Source organism: Streptomyces sp. NBC_01384 (genome assembly GCF_045040035.1).
Taxonomy (GTDB): domain Bacteria; phylum Actinomycetota; class Actinomycetes; order Streptomycetales; family Streptomycetaceae; genus Streptomyces.
This window is the reverse complement of sequence record NZ_CP109559.1, coordinates 2,099,965-2,121,890: the sequence shown is the minus strand read 5'-3', so window position 1 is coordinate 2,121,890 and position 21,926 is coordinate 2,099,965. Positions and strand designations below refer to the sequence as shown.

The following is a 21,926-nucleotide window of genomic DNA, read 5'->3' as shown; positions in this document are numbered from 1 at the left end:
ACGTTAGAAGATTGAACGTTAGAACGTTGGTAAAGCGTCGCTGCGGAACGTCAATTATCGGTGCGATTGTCGTTGCGAAACGAACTGACGAGCTCTCGTTGTTCCGGGTTACGGGCGGGGATGGTGCCGTATGCCGGCGGGCTCAGCAGTTTGAGTGTCCGAGCAGGATACGACGCACCTGGAAGATCCGCGTGCCGCTCCCGGCAACCCGACTCGTCCAAAGGAGTGAGTACCGGGTGAGCGTTGCGCGAGGGCTGTGTGAGGCCTGTGCCGACGTGTGTGCGGAGCGTGGCCGGAAGCAGCCTCGTCGCGTCGCTGATACCCTGGTAGCCCGTGGACCGGTGGGCACGAAACCCCCGAACCGCAGCGACGGCACCTCCGAAAATCTTCGGACACCACGCCGGTACGCACTCCAGACCGCGACCACGGGAGCCCCCTTTGGCCATGCCGCCCGCTGCTTTTCGAAACAGCACAGCCACGACGACCAAGCACATCTTCGTCACCGGGGGTGTCGCCTCCTCCCTCGGCAAGGGCCTGACCGCCTCCAGCCTGGGCGCGCTGCTCAAGGCGCGGGGCCTGCGGGTCACCATGCAGAAGCTCGACCCGTACCTGAACGTCGACCCGGGCACCATGAACCCGTTCCAGCACGGCGAGGTGTTCGTCACCAACGACGGCGCCGAGACCGACCTGGACATCGGTCACTACGAGCGCTTCCTCGACGTGGACCTGGACGGCTCGGCCAACGTCACCACCGGGCAGGTGTACTCGACCGTCATCGCCAAGGAGCGGCGTGGCGAGTACCTGGGCGACACGGTGCAGGTCATCCCGCACATCACCAACGAGATCAAGCACCGCATCCGCCGCATGGCCACCGACGACGTGGACGTCGTCATCACCGAGGTCGGCGGCACGGTCGGCGACATCGAGTCGCTGCCGTTCCTGGAGACCGTCCGCCAGGTCCGGCACGAGGTCGGCCGGGACAACGTGTTCGTGGTCCACATCTCGCTGCTGCCCTACATCGGCCCCTCCGGTGAGCTGAAGACGAAGCCGACCCAGCACTCGGTCGCGGCCCTCAGGAACATCGGTATTCAGCCGGACGCGATCGTGCTGCGTGCCGACCGCGAGGTGCCCACCGCCATCAAGCGCAAGATCTCGCTGATGTGTGACGTCGACGAGGCGGCCGTGGTCGCGGCCATCGACGCCAAGTCGATCTACGACATCCCGAAGGTCCTGCACACCGAGGGCCTGGACGCGTACGTCGTCCGCAAGCTGGACCTGCCCTTCCGTGATGTGGACTGGACGACCTGGGACGACCTGCTCGACCGCGTCCACAACCCGCTGCACGAGATCAACCTCGCGCTCGTCGGCAAGTACATCGACCTGCCCGACGCCTATCTCTCGGTCACCGAGGCCCTGCGCGCGGGCGGCTTCGCCAACAAGGCCCGTGTGAAGATCAAGTGGGTCACCTCCGACGACTGCAAGACCCCGGCGGGCGCCGCGGGGCAGCTCAGCGACGTGGACGCGATCTGCATCCCCGGCGGCTTCGGCGACCGCGGTGTGTCCGGCAAGGTCGGCGCGATCCAGTACGCCCGCGAGAACAAGATCCCGCTGCTCGGCCTCTGTCTCGGCCTGCAGTGCATCGTGATCGAGGCCGCGCGCAACCTGGCCGGCATCCCGGACGCCAACTCCACCGAGTTCGACTCCGCCACCGCGCACCCGGTCATCTCCACCATGGCCGAGCAGCTGGACATCGTGGCGGGCGAGGGCGACATGGGCGGAACGATGCGCCTGGGCATGTATCCGGCCAAGCTCGCCGAGGGGTCGATCGTGCGCGAGGTGTACGACGGCAAGGAGTACGTCGAGGAGCGCCACCGCCACCGCTACGAGGTGAACAACGCCTACCGCGGCGAGCTGGAGAAGAAGACCGGTCTGCAGTTCTCCGGCACCTCCCCGGACGGCAAGCTCGTGGAGTACGTCGAGTACCCGCGCGAGGTGCACCCCTACCTGGTCGCGACGCAGGCGCACCCCGAGCTGCGCTCCCGCCCGACCCGCCCGCACCCGCTCTTCGCGGGCCTGGTGAAGGCCGCTGTCGAGCGCAAGACGGGCAAGTAACACAAGGGCTGTACGGTGGCCGGGGTGGGTGCCTTACGGGGCGCACACCCCGGTTTCCGTTTGCCAGGACCGGCATCTTTGTACGTGGTACACGTGCGGTACGTGTGGGAGGACAGGGCATGACGATCAAGGACACCGCCGCGGAGTGGGAAGTCCGGGCCACCGCGACCCCCTTCGTCGGCAACAAGACCTCCGTCCGCACCGATGACGTGGTCATGCCCGACGGATCGGTCGCTCGCCGCGACTATCAGGTCCACCCCGGCTCCGTGGCCGTCCTCGCCCTCGACGGCCAGGACCGGGTGCTGGTTCTGCGCCAGTACCGGCACCCCGTGCGCCACAAGCTCTGGGAGATCCCCGCCGGACTCCTCGACATCCCCGGCGAGAACCCGCTGCACGCGGCCCAGCGCGAGCTCTACGAAGAGGCGCACGTCAAGGCCGAGAACTGGCGCGTCCTGACCGACGTCTACACCACCCCCGGCGGCTGCTCCGAGGCCGTGCGCGTCTTCCTCGCCCGCGATCTCTCCGAGGCGGAGGGGGAGCGCTTCGAGGTCGAGGACGAAGAGGCCGACATGGAGCTGGCCCGGGTCCCCGTCGACGAACTCGTCCGCGGGGTCCTCGCCGGAGACCTGCACAACAACTGCCTCGTCGTGGGCGTCCTCTCCCTGCTCGCCGCGCGGAACGGCGACGGATTCGACGCGCTGCGCCCGGCGGAGGCGCCGTGGCCGGCCCGGCCGTTCGAGGCCTGACCCGCCCCTGACCCGCCTCTGACCCGCCTCTGACCCGCCCCGATCCGGCCCCGGCCCGGCCCCGTCCCGCCCCCTGACATCCCTTTGGCGGCACTCCCACGCCACCAGTCCTACGATCGCCTGATCCGATCGGGGGACGTCTCCGCCGCGCTCCGCCGGGATCGTCGCAGAGCGTGAACTAGGCTCTGAAAACGCCCCGTCCGGAGTCCCGGCGGGCTTGCGCGCGCAGTGGGACGGGAGTGTGGCCCGTGACGGATCAGGCGGTGGACACCGACGGCACGAAAGTGTCGTCAGCAGGGCGGCGTCCGGCTGCCGTGTCCGCTCCCACGGAGGGTCAGTTCCTCGGCCGTACAAGAGAGTTGAAGGAACTCCGGGCGGACATCGAACGCGCGGGCCTGGACACCCTCGCCGGCCGCAAGGCCCCACGCGCGCGCGTGCTGCTCATCGCGGGCAAGCCCGGCTCGGGCCGTACCGCGCTCGCCGAGGAGCTCGTACGGCAGGTCGCCGAGAGTTACCCGGACGGGGTGCTGCGCGCCCGGCTCACCGAACCCGACGGTACGCCCGTGCCCACCGAGCGCACCGCGCGGGAGCTGCTGACCGCCCTGGAGCTGCCCGCGCCGGCCGGGGCGGCCGCCGACGACCTGAGCGAGGCGGTGCGCGAGGCCCTCGCCATCCGCCGCGCCCTGCTGCTGCTCGACGACGCGGCCGACGCCGAGCAGGTCGACGCCCTGCTCCCGGACACCCCCGAGTGCCTGGTCGTCGCGGTCTCCGGAGGGCCGCTGACCGGCATCGCGGACGTCCGCCCCTGCACCCTGGGCGGCCTGGACACCAAGTCCGCGCTCGAACTGCTCGACCGCTTCGCCGGCTCGGTGCGCATCACCGTCGACCCGCTCGCCGCCGAGGGCCTGGTCGAGGAGTGCGCGGGCCAGCCCGCCGCCCTGCGCCTCGCCGGCGGCTGGCTCGCGGCCCGCCCCACCTCGGCCGTCGCCGACCTCGCCAAACAGCTGCGCACCGAAGGCGACGAGGGCACCCCGCTCGCCCGGGTCTTCCGGCTCACCTACGCCTCGCTGCCCGCCACCGCCGCGCGGATACTGCGGCTGCTCTCGCTCGCCCCGGCCGGCCTCGTCGACCCGCACACCGCGTCCGCGCTGGCCGGCTGCTCGGTGGACGCCGCCCGGGCCGCCCTCGACGACTTCGTCGGGCTCGGCCTCGTACGGCGCGTCGAGTCGCCGCTGCCGCAGTACGAGGTGCCCGGCTGCCTGCTGCCGCCGCTGCGCTCCCTCGCCGAGACCGAGGACCGCCCGGCCGAGCTGCAGCTGGCCCGCGCCCGGATGCTGGAGCGGACCGTACGGCTGCTGGTGTCCTGCCGTGTCATCACCGAGACCGACAGCACGCCCGCCCGCGAGAAGCTCGCCGGACTGCCCCGCGAGCTGCGCTTCCCGAACCCCAGGGCGGCCGAGGACTGGCTGCGGATCCGGCAGCCCGCGCTGCTGGCCGCGGCCCGGCTCGCGGTTTCGGACGGGGAGCTGGACACCCTGGCCCGGCGGCTGATGGCCGCGTTGGTGCGGGCCCTGGTGGCCCACTTCGGCACCCGGGCCGCGGCTCCCGAGCTGTACGGCATCCATCGCCTCGTCCTCGACGTGGCCGAGCGCCGTGATCTGCCCCGCGAGCAGGCCGCGGCCCTGCTGAACCTCGCCGACCTGGACGCGCAGACCGGCCGTACGACCGACGCCCTGGCCCGCTACCGGGCCGCCCTGGACGCCGGACGCGCGGCGAACGATCCGTATGCGACCGGCCGCGCGATGGAATCCGTAGGCGGCGCCCACCAGGAGCTGGAGGACTACGACCGGGCCGCCGACTGGTACGGCAGGGCGCTCGCCCAGCGCCTGGCGCGGGACGAGCGGGTGGACGCCGCCCGGCTGTACGGCCGCATCGCCACCGTGCACACCTACGCGGGCCGCTACGGCGAGGCGCTGCGCAACTGGCGCGCCGCCGTCACCGGGCACCGCAGGAACGGTGATGTGGCCGCCCAGGCACGGGCGTTGAGCGAGCTGGCGCGGGTGCAGGAGTACGCGGGGCGGCCCGAGGAGTCGCTGCGCACCTGTCAGGAGGCGGTCGAGTGGGCGCGCCGCGCCGAGGACCTCCGGCTGCAGGGCGCGCTGCAGCTCCGGCTGGCCGACACCCTGGACCGGCTCGGCGACCCCGTCGCCGCCCGACTGCACCGCAAGGCGGCCGAGCGCATGCTGGGCGATGAGCTCCCGGAGAGCGCGACGACCATGGAAGGCACAGAAGGCACGGAACAAGGCGCTAATGCCTACGAAATCCGTAGTACATCCGCAGAAGATTGATGCTTTGAAAGGCTAGACAGAGGGAATCCCTTCATTAGACTGGCTCCGCTGCGTTCTTTCGTGGTGTCTCCCGGTGCGCCTCCATGTATCCGGGTATGACATGCATTGCCCCGGCTTGCGTCGCCCTGGCCATGCATAGCCCCAGAACCCTCTGAGTCAAGGACCGTGATCGACGTGAAGGTCGGCATCCCCCGCGAGGTCAAGAACAACGAGTTCCGGGTGGCCATCACCCCCGCCGGTGTGCACGAGCTGGTGCGCAATGGCCACCAGGTCGTCGTCGAGCGCAACGCCGGTGTCGGCTCCTCGATCACGGACGACGAGTACGTTTCCGCCGGTGCGCGGATCCTGGAGACCGCCGACGAGGTCTGGGCCGCCGCCGACCTGCTGCTGAAGGTCAAGGAGCCCGTCGCCGAGGAGTACCACCGCCTCCGCAAGGACCAGACCCTCTTCACCTACCTGCACCTGGCCGCATCCAGGGAGTGCACGGACGCGCTCCTGGAGTCCGGCACGACGGCCATCGCGTACGAAACGGTCGAGCTGCCCAGCCGCGCGCTGCCGCTGCTCGCCCCGATGTCCGAGGTCGCGGGCCGCCTCGCCCCCCAGGTCGGCGCCTACCACCTGATGGCCGCCAACGGCGGCCGCGGTGTGCTGCCCGGCGGTGTCCCGGGTGTGCTGCCCGCCAAGGCGGTCGTCATCGGCGGCGGCGTCTCCGGCTGGAACGCCGCGCAGATCGCCATCGGCATGGGCTTCCAGGTGACCCTGCTCGACCGTGACATCAACAAGCTCAAGGAGGCGGACAAGATCTTCGGCACGAAGATCCAGACCGTCGTCTCCAACGCCTTCGAGCTGGAGAAGGCCTGCCTCGAGGCCGACCTCGTCATCGGTGCCGTCCTCATCCCGGGCGCCAAGGCCCCGAAGCTGGTCACCAACGAGCTCGTGTCGCGGATGAAGGCGGGAAGTGTCCTTGTCGACATCGCGATCGACCAGGGCGGATGCTTCGAGGACTCCCGTCCGACCACGCACGCCGAGCCGACCTTCCCGGTCCACAACTCGGTCTTCTACTGCGTCGCCAACATGCCCGGCGCCGTGCCCAACACCTCCACGTACGCCCTGACCAACGCCACGCTGCCGTACATCGTGGAACTGGCCAACCGCGGCTGGGTCGAGGCGCTGCGCCGTGACCCCGCGCTGGCCAAGGGCCTCAATACGCATGACGGCAAGGTTGTTTACCGGGAGGTCGCGGAGGCGCACGGGCTGGAGTCCGTGGAGCTCGAGTCCCTGCTCGGCTGAGCCACCGAAGGGTGACCGGACGAACGGCCGGCTGACCCATCAATCAGCAAAAGGCGATACGTCAACATAGGTCGTCAACGCCCCGCACCCGGCCGGACCTTGCCCAGCGAGGTCCGGCCGGATGTGTGTCGGGTCACTTTGCGACACTCGTTCAACTCGCCACGAACGTAACCCTTTAACCGATTCGCACACCGGTGAAACCTGCTGTGCGACGGCCTTACGCCCTTGACAGAGGGGTGTTCGGTTGCCGACACATCGGGTCGGGTCCGGCGGATTGTGTTGCTGCGGACCGGTGACACGCCATAGAGTCGCCAACCGTCGGCATGGTGCCACGCTGACCTATCTAGAAGTTTCCTGGTCACCAAGGAGGTAAGACGACTTGTGAATGAGTCGACATTTACTCCCGGGGGTGGTCAACCAGGAATGCCGGCGCGGGGCCAGGGCCCCATGGGGCTCGAGGCTGTCGGCTCCGTCGCTGTCCGAACCTTCGCAGCCCATCAGAGTCCCCGGATGACTCAGACAGCACACCCGAGCATGGATGGCCATCACGTGAACGCCATGGCCGGCAACGGAAGTGGCGAGAACCGCACCCACTTCGCCGACTACGACGAACTGCCCGAGGGGCACTTCTACGACCCCGATGCCGAGTACGAGCCCGATCCCGAGTACGCGGCCACGCTCGCGCCCGACGCGGCCCGTCAGCGCCGTGAGCGCATCGGCCCGACCGGTCGCCCCCTGCCCTACTTCCCGATCCCGGGTCCGCTGACCAGCCACGGCCCCGCGACGATCATCGCGATGTGCAACCAGAAGGGCGGCGTCGGCAAGACGACGTCGACCATCAACCTGGGCGCCGCGCTCGCGGAGTACGGACGCCGGGTCCTGCTCGTCGACTTCGACCCGCAGGGCGCGCTCTCCGTGGGCCTCGGCGTCAACCCCATGGAGCTCGACCTCACCGTCTACAACCTGCTCATGGAGCGGGGCATGGCGGCCGACGAGGTGCTCCTGAAGACGGCGGTCCCGAACATGGACCTGCTGCCCAGCAACATCGACCTGTCCGCCGCCGAAGTGCAGTTGGTGAGCGAGGTCGCGCGCGAGTCCACCCTGCAGCGCGCGCTGAAGCCGCTGATGGCCGACTACGACTACATCGTGATCGACTGTCAGCCCTCGCTCGGCCTGCTCACCGTCAACGCCCTCACGGCGGCCCACAAGGTGATCGTGCCGCTCGAGTGCGAGTTCTTCGCCCTGCGTGGTGTGGCGCTGCTCACCGAGACCATCGAGAAGGTCCAGGAGCGGCTCAACCCCGAGCTGGAGCTCGACGGCATCCTCGCCACGATGTACGACTCCCGCACGGTGCACAGCCGTGAGGTGCTCGCGCGCGTGGTGGAGGCCTTCGACGATCACGTCTACCACACGGTGATCGGCCGGACCGTCCGCTTCCCGGAGACCACCGTCGCCGGTGAGCCGATCACCACGTACGCCTCCAACTCCGTCGGTGCCGCCGCCTATCGCCAGCTCGCCAGGGAGGTGCTCGCCCGGTGTCACGCCGAGTGAGTCTGCCGGGGGCCGACGAACTGTTCCGTACCACCGGGGGCATGGCGCTCCAGTCATCCACCCCCACCCGCCGGACCAACGGCGAGCCCCGGGTACCGGCTCCGGCCGGTGAGAGCGACCCGGCCGCCGCCGCGGAGGACGCGCCGCAGTCGGTCCCCGTGCAGGGCGGCGACGGCGAGGGCGACGAACACGTCGCCGCCGACGCCGAGCCCGACGCGGGGGAGTCCCGCAGCCGGGGAACGGCTCCGGAGCGCTCCGCGCCGCGGCAGGCGACGCAGGAAGGCGCCGCCGGACAGCCAGCCCGCGGCAAACGTTCCTCCCGCGCAGCCAACCGGCGGCCCAGCGGGCGGGAGCGGCACGACGAGAAGATCACGGTGTACGTGTCCGCCGAGGAGCTCATGGACCTCGAGCACGCCCGCCTGGTGCTCCGCGGGGAGCACGGGCTCGCGGTCGACCGCGGGCGGATCGTCCGCGAGGCGGTCGCCGTCGTGCTCGCCGATCTTGAATCCCGCGGTGACGCGAGCATCCTCGTACGACGGCTGCGCGGGCGGTAGCGGTAGCCTGCGACGGCTATGCGCTCGAACGACGTCCCTGCCCCCACCCCCGGCTCCGCCGGCCGTCGGCGTGCGCTGGGACGGGGGCCGGGGGCTGCGCCCCTGGCTGAGGTCGCTGGTACTCCGGCCGAGGTCCCGCCGCCCGCGGAGGCGGAGCCCGAGCCGGTCACCGCGCCGGCGGTGGAGGCCGAGCCCCATGCGGCGGAGCCGGAACCGAGGAGCGAACCCGAAGCCCTTGCCCGAGCTGAAGCTCCTGCTCAAGCCGAAACCCTTGTCCAAGCCGGGGTGCCTGCCGCGCCCACACCTGCGCCCACACCTGCGCCCTCGCCCGAGGCTCCAGGCGAGAACGGGTCTCGGGCGGAACCGGGTGACGGGGTCTTCAAGGTGCGGCTCTCGAACTTCGAGGGGCCCTTCGACCTGCTGCTTCAGCTGATCTCAAAGCACAAACTCGACGTCACCGAAGTCGCGCTGTCCAAGGTCACCGACGAGTTCATGGCACACATCAGGGCGATGGGGCCGGACTGGGACCTCGACCAGACGACCGAGTTCCTGGTCGTCGCGGCGACGCTGCTCGATCTCAAGGCCGCGCGGCTGCTGCCCGCCGCCGAGGTCGAGGACGAGGCGGACCTCGCCCTGCTGGAGGCGCGGGACCTGCTCTTCGCGCGGCTGCTGCAGTACCGCGCGTACAAACAGATCGCGGACATCTTCAACGCGCGGCTCGAGGAAGAGGGCCGCCGTTACCCCCGTACCGTCGGGCTCGAAGCCCACCACGCCGAGCTGCTGCCCGAGGTGGTCATCAGCATCGGGGCGGACGGATTCGCCAGGCTCGCCGTGAAGGCGATGCAGCCCAAGCCCAAGCCGCAGGTGTACATCGATCACATCCACGCCCCGCTGGTCAGCGTGCAGGAGCAGGCCGGGATCGTGGTGGCGCGCCTGCGGGAGCTCGGGGAGGCCAGTTTCCGCGCCCTCGTCGAGGACACGGAGGACACCCTCACCGTCGTCGCCCGGTTCCTGGCCCTGCTGGAGCTCTACCGGGAGAAGGCCGTAGCCCTCGACCAGGAGGAGGCCCTCGGGGAGCTGATGGTGCGCTGGACGGGCGGGGACAGCGACGAGCAGCCGAGGGTGACGGACGAGTTCGACCGTCCGGCAGAGGCGGCCAAGGACGACCGGACCGAGGACGACCGGACCGCGGACGACCGGACCGAGCACGGCGCCAAGGAGGAGAAGGCGTGAGTCAGGACACCACGGACATCCCGGCGGGCCTGCGCACCGTCGCCGACCTCGACCTGAAGCCCGCTCTGGAGGCCGTCCTCATGGTCGTGGACGAGCCCGCGACCGAGGAGCACCTCGCGAAGATCCTGGAGCGGCCGAAACGGCAGATCAAGGACGCGCTGCGGGAGCTGGCCGACGAGTACACCGTCCAGGGCCGAGGCTTCGAGCTGCGGCTCATCGCGGGCGGCTGGCGGTTCTACACCCGGCCCGAGTACGCCGCGGCCGTCGAACGCTTCGTCCTCGACGGGCAGCAGGCCCGCCTCACCCAGGCGGCGCTGGAGACGCTGGCGGTCGTCGCGTACCGCCAGCCGGTCAGCCGATCCCGGGTCTCGGTGGTCCGCGGAGTGAACTGCGACGGTGTGATGCGCACCCTCCTGCAGCGCGGTCTGGTCGAGGAGGCGGGCACGGAACCCGAAACAGGTGCGATCCTGTATGTGACGACGAACTACTTCCTGGAGCGAATGGGCCTGCGCGGTCTGGACGAGCTCCCGGAGCTCGCGCCCTTCCTCCCCGAGGCGGACGCGATCGAGGCCGAGACGCTGGAAGGGGTCCCGTCGTTCGATCCGGATGCACCGGATGCAGATGCAGACGACACGACGACGACGGAACTTTGATGCGAAGCAGTGGCAGTGGCAGTGGCAGGAACAGCGGGCGCGGCAACCCGCGGGGAACCGGCGGGGGCAGCAATCCGCGGGGGACCGGTGGGAGCGGCAACCCGCGGGGGACCGGTGGGAGCGGCTCCCAGCCGAGGAGCGCGGGAGGGCGCGACGACAGGCCGAAGCGTCCCAGCAAGCCCCGCCCTGAGGAGCGTCGCTACGACGTAGGCCCCGGGGCCTCGCCGGACGGTCCGAAGTCCGGGCGCGGCAACGCGGCACGCGGCGGCGCCAAGGGCGGTCCCAAGCAGGGGCAGCAGCGCGGTGGCCGTACGGAGCCCTCGCGCTCCCGCGAGTACGAGACGCGGACCGAGGAGCGCAACCGGGACCGGTACGCGGGCAAGAAGGACATCAAGCTGCCCAAGACCTTCCCGGGCGCCGAGCAGGAGGGCGAGCGACTGCAGAAGGTGCTCGCGCGCGCCGGCTACGGCTCCCGGCGCTCCTGCGAGGAGCTGGTCGAGCAGGCCAGGGTCGAGGTCAACGGCGAGATCGTCATGGAGCAGGGGCTGCGCGTCGACCCGGAGAAGGACGAGATCAAGGTCGACGGGCTGACCGTGGCCACGCAGTCGTACCAGTTCTTCTCGCTGAACAAGCCCGCGGGCGTGGTGTCCACCATGGAGGACCCCGAGGGCCGGCAGTGCCTCGGCGACTACGTCACCAACCGCGAGACGCGGCTCTTCCACGTCGGGCGGCTCGACACCGAGACCGAGGGTGTCATCCTGCTCACCAACCACGGCGAGCTGGCCCACCGACTGACCCACCCCAAGTACGGCGTCAAGAAGACCTACCTCGCGCACATCGTGGGCCCCATCCCGCGTGACCTGGGCAAGCAGCTCAAGGACGGCATCCAGCTGGAGGACGGCTACGCGAAGGCGGACCACTTCCGGGTCGTCGAGCAGACCGGCAAGAACTACCTGGTCGAGGTGACCCTGCACGAGGGCCGCAAGCACATCGTGCGCCGCATGCTCGCCGAGGCCGGCTTCCCGGTCGACAAGCTGGTGCGCGTCGCCTTCGGCCCGATCACCCTCGGCGACCAGAAGTCGGGCTGGCTGCGCCGGCTGTCGAACACCGAGGTCGGGATGCTCATGGCGGAGGTCGATCTCTAGGCCCCGCCCGACGGCTCCGGAGGGCCGTGTGGGCCCTCCGCCCGTCTTCCCGGCATCCGCGTGCACGGTGGCCGTCCTACGCGCTCCCAGAGGCCGCTGAGGGCTTCTGTCTCGGATGTGCCAGAACTGGGCCAGGGGTCTTGTGGACGCGCACCCGCCTTTTTATAGTCGTAGTGACTATTACTCGTGTGAAACGGGGGCGGGTGCCTTGCGCGCAAGGGGAGGCTTCGCCCCCGAGGGTTACGACAAGTACGCCTTCGAACCCTTCGCCGTCACCGTCGACCTCGCCGTCCTGACCGTCCGCGCGGGCGAGCTGGAGGTGCTGCTCGTCGAACGGGGGCAGGAACCGTACGCCGGCCGCTGGGCGCTGCCCGGCGGCTTCGTACGGCCGAAGGAGTCCGCAGAGACGGCCGCCCGGCGCGAACTCGCCGAGGAGACCGGCCTCCCGGACGTCTCCTGCCTCCATCTGGAACAGCTGCGGAGCTACAGCGAACCCGACCGCGACCCGAGAATGCGGGTCGTCTCCGTCGCGTTCGCCGCGCTGCTCCCGGACCCTCCCCCAGACTTCGTCCGGGGGTACCCCCACCTCGCCTCGCCCGAGCCGCACGGTGGCGGTGACGCGGCACAGGCCCGGTGGGTGCCGTACGGCTCGGTCGGCCCGCTCGCCTTCGACCACGACCGCATCCTCGCCGACGCCCACGAACGCGTCGGCGCCAAGTTCGAGTACACCTGTCTCGCCACGTCCTTCTGCCCGCCCGAGTTCACCCTCGGCGAGCTGCAGCGGGTCTACGAGACGGTGTGGGGCACCACGCTCGACCGGCCCAACTTCCGGCGCAAGGTCCTCGCCACGCAGGGCTTCGTCGAACAGGTCCCGGGGGCCGCTCGCCTCACCGGAGGCCGCGGCAAACCCGCCGCGCTCTACCGCGCGGGCGGCGCCACCGCCCTGTACCCGCCCCTGCTGCGTCCCCCTTCGGAAGGACGGCCCTCATGACCACCACCCCGACGCTCGCCAAGCACGCCGCCACCGGGTCCCTGCTCGGCCTCGCCCTCGGCGACGCGCTGGGATTCCCGACCGAGTTCAACGACGTACCGTCGATCCTCGCCAAGTGCGGCCCCTGGCGGGAGATGAAGCTGCCGCGGCCCGCGATCGTCACGGACGACACACAGATGACGCTGGCGCTGGGGCGGGGGCTGCGCACGGCCATGGACCGGGGCCTGCTCACACCGCTGCAGATGGAACGGCCGGTGCGCGAGGAGTTCGTGGACTGGTACCAGTCGCCCGACAACAACCGGGCGCCCGGCCATACCTGTCTCGTCGCCTGCAACCTCCTGAAGACCGACGGCCGCCCCTGGCAGGACGCCAGCCAGATCGGCTCCAAGGGGTGTGGGGCCAACATGCGGGTGGCGCCCGTGGGGCTCGTACGGGGACTGGGCGACGAACAGCGTTCGGGCGCCGCGCAGTTGCAGGCCGCGCTCACCCACGGCCATCCCACCGCGCTCGCCGCCTCCGACCTCACCGCCCACGCGGTATGGCTCCTCGCCGGAGGTGCCGAGCCGGCCGAACTGGTCGCACTCCTGCGCTCCTACGCCGAGGAGAACCGCAGCCGCTACCTCTCCCGCTGGCTCGGCGACCTGTGGACCCGCAGCCAGGACCCCACGCCGGAGCACTTCATCGAGCGCGGCTGGGACGAGTGCCTGGAGGCCCTCGACCGCCTCCGCGACGCCCTGCGCACGGCCTCGCCCGAGACCGACCCCTGCCTGGCCACCGGCGCGGGCTGGATCGCCGAGGAGGCGCTCACCACCGGGCTGCTCTGCTTCCTGCAGTTCGTCGACGAGCCCGTCACCGCGCTGCGCCGCGCGGCCTGCACCTCCGGCGACTCCGACTCCATCGCCTGCCTGACGGGCGCGTTCGCGGGCGCCCACCACGGCTCGGACGCCTGGCCGACGGAGTGGGCCGACCGCATCGAGTACCAGAGCGACCTCATGTCGCTGGGGGCGCTCTGGGATGCTTGAGCGATGATCGACGACGTCCTGGACATCGACCTCGCGGCCGTGGTCGCCGAGCAGCCCGACCCGGTGCTGTTCGCCACCGTCTCCGGGGCGCACCTGTACGGCTTCCCCTCGCGCGACTCGGACGTCGACCTGCGGGGCGTACACCTGCTGCCGGCGGCCGAACTGGTCGGCCTGCGCGAGCCGGAGGAGACCCGGTCGCGGATGTGGGACCGGGACGGCGTCGAGATGGACCTCGTCACCCACGACCTGCGCAAGTTCGTACGGCTGATGCTGCGGCGCAACGGCTATGTGCTGGAGCAGCTGCTCTCGCCGCTGGTCGTGCACACCGGGGAGGCGCACCGCGAGCTGGTCTCGCTCGCCCCCGGGGTCCTCACCAGCCATCACGCCCACCACTACCGGGGGTTCGCGGCGACGCAGTGGCGGCTGTTCGAGAAGACCGGCGAACTCAAGCCGCTGCTCTACACGTTCCGGGTGCTGCTCACCGGCATCCATCTGATGCGCAGCGGCGAGGTCCAGGCCGATCTGCGCACCCTCGTCGGGGAGGTCGGGGAGGCTCCCGTGTATCTGCCCGACCTGATCGCCGCGAAGGCGGAACGGGAGCACGGGGACGCGGACGTCGACCCCGCGCGCGTGGCCGCCGACGTGGAAGGCCTGCACGGCGTGTTGGACGCGGCGCAGGGCGGCTCAGGGCTGCCGGACGCTCCGTCCGTGTACGACGCCCTGCACGCGTTCGTCGTCAGGGTCCGTCTGGAGGGCTGAGGCGCGGCGCACGCGGACGAGGAAGTCCTCGACGCGGGCGTGGTCCGGCTCGGCGGGAAGCGGGCTGCGTACGGCCGCCTCGTCCACCTCCGCCGCCAGCCGGGACATCCAGGCCTCGACCTTCGGCCACGGAACCTCGCCGCGCTTCACGGCGAGCAGCGGCTCGCGCTGCTCGCCGACGTCGATCGCAAGCGCACCGGCGCGCAGCAGATCGCGGGAGCTCATGAGGAGGCGCAGGAGGTGCATGGCGTGCTTCCAGCGCGGGGCGCCGTGCCGGCGGGCGTCGGCGTCCAGTTTCTTGCGCTGGCCCAGGGCGTAACGGGCGAACGTCTCGTGCGCCTGCCGGGACAGGAACGCCTCGCGCAGGGCAAGGAGTTCGCGGCCCGTGTCGTCGACGTACTCCACGAAGGGGGAGTGCAGGCACTCCAGGATGTTCGGGTTGGCGCGCAGCGCGAGGCCGCAGAAGCGTTCCAGCTCCCAGCTGAACTGCTCCTCGGCCGGACCCTCGACATGCGTCGGCGGCTTCTCGAAGCGCCAGAAGAGTGGGGTCGGGGCGAGGAACACACCCCGACGGTCCGTGTCGCTGTCGTCGGTGGCCAGCCCGAAGGCGCGCGAGCCCATCACACAGGAGTAGATCGTGTGGTCGCGCAGCAGGGCCTCGGAACGCGCCTGCGGATGCATGACCAGGAGCGTACGGGCCGGCTCACCCCAGGTGGATCGAATTTCCCTCCACCGTGATCTTCTCCGCGGGCAGCGGACGCGGGGCCGGGCCGGCGACCACCGAGGCGTCGGTGATGCGGTACTTGCTGCCGTGGCAGGGGCAGTCGATGGTGCCGTCGGCGACGGTGCTCACCGTGCAGCCCTGATGGGTGCAGATCGCCGAGAAGGCTTTGAACTCGTCCTTCGTCGGCTGGGTGACCACGATCTTCTGAGCCTTGAAGATCTTGCCGCCGCCGAGCGGGATGTCGCTCGTCTTGGCGAGTTGCCGGCCACTGGACGCGGAGGCGGACGCGATCGCGTCCGAGTTCGCGGAGGCGGAGGCGGAGGCGGACGTGGACGTGGAGGCGGACGCGGACGTGGACGTGGACGCGATCGCGGTGGGGGAAGACGCCGACGAGCTGTTGCTGTCGCCGTACTTGCCGCACCCCATGAGCAGGGCGGCGGCCGCGCCCGTGCCGAGCACGGTGCGCCGAGCCGGGGGGTTCGTCATGTCGTCACTCCGAACGTGCGGAAGAACCAGAGAGCCGACGTCAGCCAGATGGCCGTGAGGACGACGAAGACGAGTCCTCCGACCAGGGGCAGCAGCCAGCCGGGCAGTCGCTCCGAGCGGAGCAAGAGCATTTTTGCACTAAATGTCCCAAATAAGAAGCAGCCCAGGAGTGAGTGCCACAGCACGCGCGGTTCGTACGTCTGATAGCCCAACGCGTACAGGCAGTGCACCGCGACCGGCACCGCCACCAGGAACGCGACCCGCCCCGACCAGCGGTGCAGCATCGGAGCCCAGCTCGGTCCCGGCAGCTTCCCGTACACCATGAACGCCGAGACCAACTGGACGAGCGCGAAGGCGAACGCCGTCGTCGCCAGCCACGACTTCACCGCGCCCGTACTGCTGAACCCCGCGAGATTGAAGGCGGTTCCCGTCGGGTCGTGCACCTTGCCGTACACGCCGAGGCCGACCGCGACCGCCGCGGCGACCAGGGCGGGGACGAGAAACCGGGCCGCGCTCGGGCGGCGGTGGGTGGGCGGGGGAGAAGGGAAACCCTGGGTGGCGGCGTTCGGATCCACGGTCATGAACGGCTCCCTGTGGAAGAGGGGTTCAGGGGGTCACGGGTCGCGCGGTGAGCGTCTGGCCGTCGACCGTCACGGCGCCGGTCCGCGGGTCGATCGCGGGCGCCGCCGCGGGCTTGTCGTCGCGGTCGAGGATGCCGACCTGCCTGCCGCCGGGCAGCACGATCCAGCCGCCGTCGAGCTTGGCGCCGCGCACCGCGGCCGTCGCGCGGTAGAGCCCGGACGGTTTGACCGCCTTGTCGGCGGTGAAGGGGTAGCGCTGCCCGCCGAGGTCGACAGTGCCGCGGATGCTCTCGCCGTCCTTGAGCGTGCCGTTCAGTTCGGCACCGTGCTTGCCGGTGAGCTTCATGGTGCCGTCGTCGCTGACGTCGCCCTTCAGCCACGACTCCTTGCTCCGGCCGTCGCAGAAGTACGCGATCGCCTTGCCGTCGCGGAGCGAGACGGCGACCGCGGAGGAGTCGTCGTCGGTGCGGCCCGCGTAGTCGGCGTTCGGCGGCGCGCTCTTCGAAGGCGTCGGTGACGGTGAGGACGGGGGTGAGGGGGAGGGTGGTGTGCCCGTGGGCGGTGGGCTCGCCGCCGGCGTGGCGCTGGGTGGTGCCTCTTGGTACGACGACGTGCTCTTCGTCCCCGTCGTCGCGTTGAGCGTCAGCATGAACACGGCGAGCAGGAGTCCCGCTAGAAGGGTGAGCAGCGGTCCTGGGCGCTTGATACGGGCCATGCGGGCCTCCCCCGAGGCGAGTCTCCTGCCATGAGAGCGGACCCGTGCCCCGGCGTCCAGAGGTGTACGGGTGCGTTCTCACCACAAGTAGCGGAATAGGGCGATTCAAGTGACATCGGCGGGGTCCGAGGCCGGGCTGTGACCCACCCCTGGCCGCACTTACGGCCGTCTCGGCAGGCGGGCGCCGCGCACTCGCGCGTTGTGGTCTGACTACGCTGGTGTGACAAGGCAGGGCACGACGAGACATGACGAGATGCGGCGAGTCCGTAGCTCGGCTCAGCGAGGAGTAACACCGTGGCGGTACGAGCGGTCCGGGGCGCCGTCCAACTGGAGCGGGACGAGGCCGGACACATGGACGAGCAGGTCAGCGAACTGCTCACCGCCATCCTGGAGCGGAACGGCCTCACCACGGACGACCTGATCAGCATCTGGTTCACCGCGACACCCGATCTGCACAGCGACTTCCCGGCCGCGGCCGCCCGTAAGCTCGGCATCGTCGACGTGCCGCTGATCTGCGCGCAGGAGCTGGACATCGAGGGCGCGATGCCCCGGGTCGTACGGGTCCTCGCGCACATCGAGTCCGACCAGCCCCGCGCCGACATCGCGCACGTCTACCTGGGCGCCGCGGGCGCGCTGCGCAAGGACATCGCCCAGTGAGAACCGCGCTTGTCATCGGAACCGGCCTGATCGGTACGTCGGCGGCGCTGGCCCTGTCCCAGCGCGGCGTCGTCGTCCACCTGACCGACCACGACCCGGAGCAGGCCCGTACGGCGGCCGCGCTCGGCGCGGGCACCGACGAGGCGCCCGGCGGCCCCGTGGACCTCGCGATCGTGGCGGCCCCGCCCGCACACGTGGCGGCGACGCTCGCGGACGCCATGCGGCGCGGGGTCGCGCGCGGTTACCTCGATGTGGCGAGCGTCAAGGGCGGCCCGCGCCGCGAGCTGGAGGCGCTCGGCCTCGACCTCTGCGCGTACATCGGCTCGCACCCCATGTCGGGCCGCGAGAAGTCGGGCCCGCTGGCCGCGACCGCCGACCTCTTCGAGGGCCGTCCCTGGGTGCTCACGCCCACTCGCGACACGGACACCGAGGTCCTCAACCTCGCCCTTGAACTGGTGTCGCACTGCCGTGCCGTCCCCGTCGTCATGGACGCCGACGCCCACGACCGGGCCGTCGCGCTCGTCTCGCACATGCCGCACCTGGTGTCGAGCATGGTCGCCGCGCGCCTGGAGCACGCGTCGGAGGCGGCGGTACGGCTCTGCGGGCAGGGCATCCGCGATGTGACCCGGATCGCTGCCTCCGACCCCCGGATGTGGATCGACATCCTCTCCGCGAACCCGGGGCCGGTCGCCGACCTCCTCGCGGACGTCTCCGCCGACCTCGACGAGACGGTCCAGGCTCTGCGCGCCCTCCAGTCCTCCGACGAGGCCAAGCGCCGCGAGGGCGCGGGCGGCATCGAGGACGTCCTGCGGCGCGGCAACGCGGGCCAGGTCCGCGTCCCCGGCAAGCACGGTGCCGCCCCGCTGACGTACGAGACGGTGGCCGTCCTCATCGACGACCAGCCCGGCCAGCTGGCCCGCATCTTCGCCGATGCGGGGGCGGCCGGGGTCAACATCGAGGACGTACGCATCGAGCACGCGACCGGACAGCAGGCAGGTCTCGTACAGCTGATGGTGGAGCCGAAGACTGCGCCGGTGCTGAGCACGGCGCTGCGGGAGCGCGGCTGGGCGCTGCGGCAGTAAGCCCGTCGTCCGGCCCGGGTGGCCTGCGCAGCGAGCCGTGGCGATGGCTCATCGGCTGTCGCCGACGGCCGGAGGCCGGCGCAGCCGTGCGAAGCCTGAGAGGCGCCCTGGCGCCGAGCAGTGCGAGCGCCGCGTTGAGGATCGGTGCGCGGCTGGGCGCTGCGGCAGTAGCCGTCGCGGGGCAGGCCCTTCCGGGCCCCCTGGGCCAGGGGGCCCGGAAGGGCCAGTAATACGGGGTCCGGGGAGCCAGTAACCTTGTGCGGGGCGCGATCGTGCCCCGCACAGACCTCCACCCCGCACCAGGAAGGTGTCCCCACCGTGGAAAACGGCGCCGCCCGGACCGCCCCGGCAGTGATTGTCGCCATCGACGGCCCCTCCGGCACGGGCAAGTCGAGCACCTCGAAGGCCGTGGCCGCGCAGCTGGGTCTCAGCTACCTGGACACGGGCGCGCAGTACCGGGCGATCACCTGGTGGATGGTGACCAACGGCATCGACATCACGGACCCGACCGCGATCGCCGCCGTGGCCGGGAAGCCGGAGATCATCTCCGGGACCGACCCGTCCGCGCCGGCCATCACGGTCGACGGGACCGACGTCGCGGGCCCGATCCGTACGCAGGAGGTCACCTCCAAGGTGAGCGCGGTCAGCGCGGTGCCCGAGGTGCGCGCCCGGATCACCGAACTGCAGCGCTCGATCGCGGCCGCCGCCGAGTGGGGCATGGTGGTCGAGGGCCGGGACATCGGCACCACCGTGCTGCCCGACGCCGACCTGAAGATCTTCCTCACGGCCTCCCCGGAGGCGCGTGCCGCCCGCCGCAGCGGTGAGCTGAAGGGCGCGGACGTCAACACCACCCGCGAGGCCCTGCTCAAGCGCGACGCGGCCGACTCCAGCCGTAAGACCTCCCCGCTCGCCAAGGCGGACGACGCGGTCGAGGTGGACACCTCCGACCTCACGCTCCAGCAGGTCATAGAGTGCGTCGTCACCCTGGTCGAGGAGAAGCGGGCCGCCAAGTGACCGCACCCTCCGAGAGGGGCGCCGAGATCGGGCGCCGCATCGGCGTCGGCCTGATGTACGGGCTGTGGAAGCCGCGTGTGCTCGGCGCCTGGAAGGTCCCCGCGACCGGCCCGGCGATCCTGGCCGTGAACCACTCGCACAACATCGACGGCCCGATGGTCATGGGCGTGGCGCCCCGGCCCACGCACTTCCTGATCAAGAAGGAGGCGTTCATCGGTCCGCTCGACCCCTTCCTGCTCGGCATCGGCCAGCTGAAGGTGGACCGTGAGACCACCGACCGCACCGCCATCAGCGACGCCCTCGGCGTCCTGTCGTCCGGCGGCGTGCTCGGGATCTTCCCGGAGGGCACCCGCGGCGACGGTGACTTCGCCTCGCTGCGCGCCGGGCTCGCGTACTTCGCGGTCCGCAGTGGGGCGCCGATCGTCCCGGTGGCGGTGCTGGGAAGTTCCGAGAAGACCAGCCGGTTGACAAAGGGGCTCCCCCCGCTGCGCAGCCGGGTCGACGTCGTCTTCGGCGACCCCTTCGAGGCGGGCGACGGCAGCGGACGGCGGACGCGCAAGGCGCTGGACGAGGCGACCGCCCGCATCCAGAAGCAGCTGAGCGCCCACCTGGACCACGCCAGGCGTCTGACCGGACGCCCGGAAAACGCCGGGCGCCCCACCGGGCACTAGGCGACACTTGAGTAGTGGATCACCCGATATGCGGGCGGTCCACCGATCACCACGAATGAACGACGAGGTACGGACTTCATGAACGACCACATCCAGCCCGACGGCTCGGCCGGCCCGGCCGAGCACGAGCACGGGGCGCTTGGCGATGCCGAGTACGCGGAGTTCATGGAGCTCGCCGCGGAAGAGGGCTTCGACATCGAGGACGTCGAGGGCGCGATCGAGGAGGCGGGCCACGGCCCGCTGCCCGTCCTCGCCGTCGTCGGCCGGCCCAACGTCGGCAAGTCGACCCTGGTGAACCGGATCATCGGCCGCCGAGAGGCGGTCGTCGAGGACAAGCCCGGCGTCACCCGCGACCGCGTCACCTACGAGGCCGAGTGGGCGGGCCGCCGCTTCAAGCTCGTCGACACCGGCGGCTGGGAGCAGGACGTCCTCGGCATCGACGCGTCCGTGGCCGCGCAGGCCGAGTACGCGATCGAGGCGTCCGACGCGGTCGTCTTCGTCGTCGACGCCAAGGTCGGCGCCACCGATACCGACGAGGCGGTCGTACGCCTGCTGCGCAAGGCAGGCAAGCCGGTCGTGCTGTGCGCCAACAAGGTCGACGGCCCGAGCGGCGAGGCCGACGCCTCGTACCTCTGGTCCCTCGGTCTCGGCGAGCCGCACCCCGTCTCCGCGCTGCACGGCCGTGGCACCGGCGACATGCTGGACGCCGTCCTGGAGGCGCTGCCCGAGGCCCCGGCGCAGACCTTCGGCGCCGCGGTGGGCGGCCCCCGCCGCATCGCCCTCATCGGCCGCCCGAACGTCGGCAAGTCCTCGCTCCTGAACAAGGTGGCGAACGAGGACCGCGTGGTCGTCAACGAGGTCGCGGGCACCACCCGCGACCCGGTCGACGAGCTCATCGAACTCGGCGGGGTCACCTGGAAGTTCGTCGACACGGCGGGCATCCGCAAGCGCGTCCACCTCCAGCAGGGCGCCGACTACTACGCCTCGCTGCGCACGGCCGCCGCCGTCGAGAAGGCCGAGGTCGCGGTCATCCTGATCGACGCGTCCGAGACCATCTCCGTGCAGGACCAGCGCATCGTGACGATGGCCGTCGAGGCGGGCCGCGCGATCGTCCTCGCCTTCAACAAGTGGGACACCCTCGACGAGGAGCGCCGCTACTACCTGGAGCGGGAGATCGAGACCGAGCTCCTCCAGGTGGCCTGGGCGCCCCGGGTGAACGTGTCGGCGCGCACCGGCCGTCACATGGAGAAGCTCGTCCCGGCGATCGAGACGGCCCTGGACGGCTGGGAGACCCGCGTCCCGACCGGCCGTCTGAACGCCTTCCTCGGCGAGCTGGTCGCCGCCCACCCGCACCCGGTCCGCGGCGGCAAGCAGCCCCGCATCCTCTTCGGTACGCAGGCGGGCACCAAGCCCCCGCGGTTCGTGCTCTTCTCCTCCGGCTTCATCGAGCACGGCTATCGGCGCTTCATCGAGCGCCGGCTGCGCGAGGAGTTCGGCTTCGAGGGGACGCCGATCCACATCTCGGTACGGGTGCGCGAGAAGCGCGGCGCCAAGAAGAAGTGACGTAGAGACAGGTAAGGGGCGGCTCCCAT

21 protein-coding genes are annotated in these 21,926 nt (G+C 70.9%); 17 read left to right on the top strand and 4 right to left on the bottom strand.

Annotated elements, in window-relative coordinates; all coding sequences use genetic code 11:
* Positions 1-444: 444 nt before the first annotated feature.
* From OG747_RS09460 to OG747_RS09405, 12 genes are all read left to right on the top strand, one after another.
* Positions 445-2,112, top strand: a complete 1,668-nt coding sequence (locus tag OG747_RS09460) for a CTP synthase (protein ID WP_405878834.1) — start codon at positions 445-447, stop codon at positions 2,110-2,112.
* A gap of 119 nt (positions 2,113-2,231) precedes the next feature.
* On the top strand, positions 2,232-2,858 hold the full coding sequence (locus tag OG747_RS09455; RefSeq protein WP_405878833.1) for an NUDIX domain-containing protein: 627 nt from the start codon (positions 2,232-2,234) through the stop codon (positions 2,856-2,858).
* A gap of 248 nt (positions 2,859-3,106) precedes the next feature.
* A complete protein-coding gene (locus OG747_RS09450; protein ID WP_405878832.1) occupies positions 3,107-5,206 on the top strand; it encodes a tetratricopeptide repeat protein in 2,100 nt (699 codons plus the stop codon).
* Between the two features lie 165 nt (positions 5,207-5,371).
* Positions 5,372-6,496 (top strand): alanine dehydrogenase, encoded by a 1,125-nt coding sequence (gene ald / locus OG747_RS09445; protein WP_405878831.1) that lies wholly within the window; start codon positions 5,372-5,374, stop codon positions 6,494-6,496.
* Between the two features lie 423 nt (positions 6,497-6,919).
* The gene (locus tag OG747_RS09440; RefSeq protein ID WP_405878830.1) at positions 6,920-8,047 is read left to right on the top strand and encodes a ParA family protein; all 1,128 of its coding nucleotides are present in this window, start codon (positions 6,920-6,922) and stop codon (positions 8,045-8,047) included.
* Positions 8,032-8,601: a hypothetical protein gene (locus tag OG747_RS09435; RefSeq protein ID WP_405878829.1), complete on the top strand. Its 570-nt coding sequence runs from the start codon at positions 8,032-8,034 to the stop codon at positions 8,599-8,601. The genes OG747_RS09440 and OG747_RS09435 overlap by 16 nt, the downstream gene beginning before the upstream one ends.
* An 18-nt stretch (positions 8,602-8,619) precedes the next feature.
* Positions 8,620-9,834 carry a segregation/condensation protein A gene (locus OG747_RS09430; RefSeq protein ID WP_405878828.1) on the top strand — a complete coding sequence of 405 codons (1,215 nt, stop codon included), beginning with the start codon at positions 8,620-8,622 and terminating at the stop codon, positions 9,832-9,834.
* Positions 9,831-10,487 carry an SMC-Scp complex subunit ScpB gene (scpB, locus tag OG747_RS09425; protein ID WP_405878827.1) on the top strand — a complete coding sequence of 219 codons (657 nt, stop codon included), beginning with the start codon at positions 9,831-9,833 and terminating at the stop codon, positions 10,485-10,487. The genes OG747_RS09430 and scpB overlap by 4 nt, the downstream gene beginning before the upstream one ends.
* On the top strand, positions 10,487-11,632 hold the full coding sequence (locus tag OG747_RS09420) for a pseudouridine synthase (RefSeq protein WP_405878826.1): 1,146 nt from the start codon (positions 10,487-10,489) through the stop codon (positions 11,630-11,632). Before scpB ends, OG747_RS09420 begins: the two co-directional genes overlap by 1 nt.
* 208 nt (positions 11,633-11,840) lie before the next feature.
* On the top strand, positions 11,841-12,623 hold the full coding sequence (locus OG747_RS09415) for an NUDIX hydrolase (protein ID WP_405878825.1): 783 nt from the start codon (positions 11,841-11,843) through the stop codon (positions 12,621-12,623).
* Positions 12,620-13,645, top strand: coding sequence for an ADP-ribosylglycohydrolase family protein (locus OG747_RS09410; protein ID WP_405878824.1), 1,026 nt, complete (start codon positions 12,620-12,622; stop codon positions 13,643-13,645). The genes OG747_RS09415 and OG747_RS09410 overlap by 4 nt, the downstream gene beginning before the upstream one ends.
* A gap of 3 nt (positions 13,646-13,648) precedes the next feature.
* Entirely contained in the window at positions 13,649-14,404 is a 756-nt protein-coding gene (locus OG747_RS09405; RefSeq protein ID WP_405878823.1) for a DNA polymerase beta superfamily protein, read from the top strand.
* Here OG747_RS09405 and OG747_RS09400 read toward each other — a convergent pair.
* Genes OG747_RS09400 through OG747_RS09385 form a run of 4 tightly spaced genes read right to left on the bottom strand, consistent with a single transcriptional unit; the run spans position 14,330 to position 16,901 of the window.
* Complete coding sequence (locus tag OG747_RS09400) at positions 14,330-15,085, bottom strand: DNA polymerase beta superfamily protein (protein WP_405878822.1); 756 nt, start codon at positions 15,083-15,085, stop codon at positions 14,330-14,332. The two genes, OG747_RS09405 and OG747_RS09400, sit on opposite strands and share 75 nt — an antisense overlap.
* Before the next feature lie 22 nt (positions 15,086-15,107).
* Complete coding sequence (locus OG747_RS09395) at positions 15,108-15,614, bottom strand: Rieske (2Fe-2S) protein (RefSeq protein ID WP_405878821.1); 507 nt, start codon at positions 15,612-15,614, stop codon at positions 15,108-15,110.
* A complete protein-coding gene (locus tag OG747_RS09390; protein WP_405878820.1) occupies positions 15,611-16,195 on the bottom strand; it encodes a DUF6529 family protein in 585 nt (194 codons plus the stop codon). The genes OG747_RS09395 and OG747_RS09390 overlap by 4 nt, the downstream gene beginning before the upstream one ends.
* A gap of 25 nt (positions 16,196-16,220) precedes the next feature.
* Positions 16,221-16,901: a hypothetical protein gene (locus OG747_RS09385; protein ID WP_405885490.1), complete on the bottom strand. Its 681-nt coding sequence runs from the start codon at positions 16,899-16,901 to the stop codon at positions 16,221-16,223.
* 303 nt (positions 16,902-17,204) lie between these two features.
* Between OG747_RS09385 and aroH the strand changes: the two genes are divergently transcribed.
* From aroH to der, 5 genes are all read left to right on the top strand, one after another.
* Positions 17,205-17,567 (top strand): chorismate mutase, encoded by a 363-nt coding sequence (gene aroH / locus OG747_RS09380; protein WP_362068630.1) that lies wholly within the window; start codon positions 17,205-17,207, stop codon positions 17,565-17,567.
* Positions 17,564-18,649 (top strand): prephenate dehydrogenase, encoded by a 1,086-nt coding sequence (locus tag OG747_RS09375; RefSeq protein ID WP_405878819.1) that lies wholly within the window; start codon positions 17,564-17,566, stop codon positions 18,647-18,649. The genes aroH and OG747_RS09375 overlap by 4 nt, the downstream gene beginning before the upstream one ends.
* 318 nt (positions 18,650-18,967) lie before the next feature.
* Entirely contained in the window at positions 18,968-19,663 is a 696-nt protein-coding gene (gene cmk, locus OG747_RS09370) for a (d)CMP kinase (RefSeq protein WP_405878818.1), read from the top strand.
* Positions 19,621-20,334, top strand: coding sequence for a lysophospholipid acyltransferase family protein (locus tag OG747_RS09365; protein ID WP_405878817.1), 714 nt, complete (start codon positions 19,621-19,623; stop codon positions 20,332-20,334). Before cmk ends, OG747_RS09365 begins: the two co-directional genes overlap by 43 nt.
* A 78-nt stretch (positions 20,335-20,412) precedes the next feature.
* Entirely contained in the window at positions 20,413-21,897 is a 1,485-nt protein-coding gene (gene der / locus OG747_RS09360) for a ribosome biogenesis GTPase Der (protein WP_405878816.1), read from the top strand.
* Positions 21,898-21,926: the final 29 nt, after the last annotated feature.

Coding starts and splice junctions, on each gene's coding strand:
- OG747_RS09405 (WP_405878823.1), top strand. CDS start 13,649: ATGATCGACGACGTCCTGGACATCGACCTCGCGGCCGTGGTCGCCGAG.
- OG747_RS09440 (WP_405878830.1), top strand. CDS start 6,920: ATGCCGGCGCGGGGCCAGGGCCCCATGGGGCTCGAGGCTGTCGGCTCC.
- OG747_RS09400 (WP_405878822.1), bottom strand. CDS start 15,085: ATGCATCCGCAGGCGCGTTCCGAGGCCCTGCTGCGCGACCACACGATC.
- OG747_RS09390 (WP_405878820.1), bottom strand. CDS start 16,195: ATGACCGTGGATCCGAACGCCGCCACCCAGGGTTTCCCTTCTCCCCCG.
- OG747_RS09455 (WP_405878833.1), top strand. CDS start 2,232: ATGACGATCAAGGACACCGCCGCGGAGTGGGAAGTCCGGGCCACCGCG.
- OG747_RS09410 (WP_405878824.1), top strand. CDS start 12,620: ATGACCACCACCCCGACGCTCGCCAAGCACGCCGCCACCGGGTCCCTG.
- OG747_RS09430 (WP_405878828.1), top strand. CDS start 8,620: ATGCGCTCGAACGACGTCCCTGCCCCCACCCCCGGCTCCGCCGGCCGT.
- OG747_RS09420 (WP_405878826.1), top strand. CDS start 10,487: ATGCGAAGCAGTGGCAGTGGCAGTGGCAGGAACAGCGGGCGCGGCAAC.
- der (WP_405878816.1), top strand. CDS start 20,413: ATGAACGACCACATCCAGCCCGACGGCTCGGCCGGCCCGGCCGAGCAC.
- OG747_RS09460 (WP_405878834.1), top strand. CDS start 445: ATGCCGCCCGCTGCTTTTCGAAACAGCACAGCCACGACGACCAAGCAC.
- OG747_RS09395 (WP_405878821.1), bottom strand. CDS start 15,614: ATGACGAACCCCCCGGCTCGGCGCACCGTGCTCGGCACGGGCGCGGCC.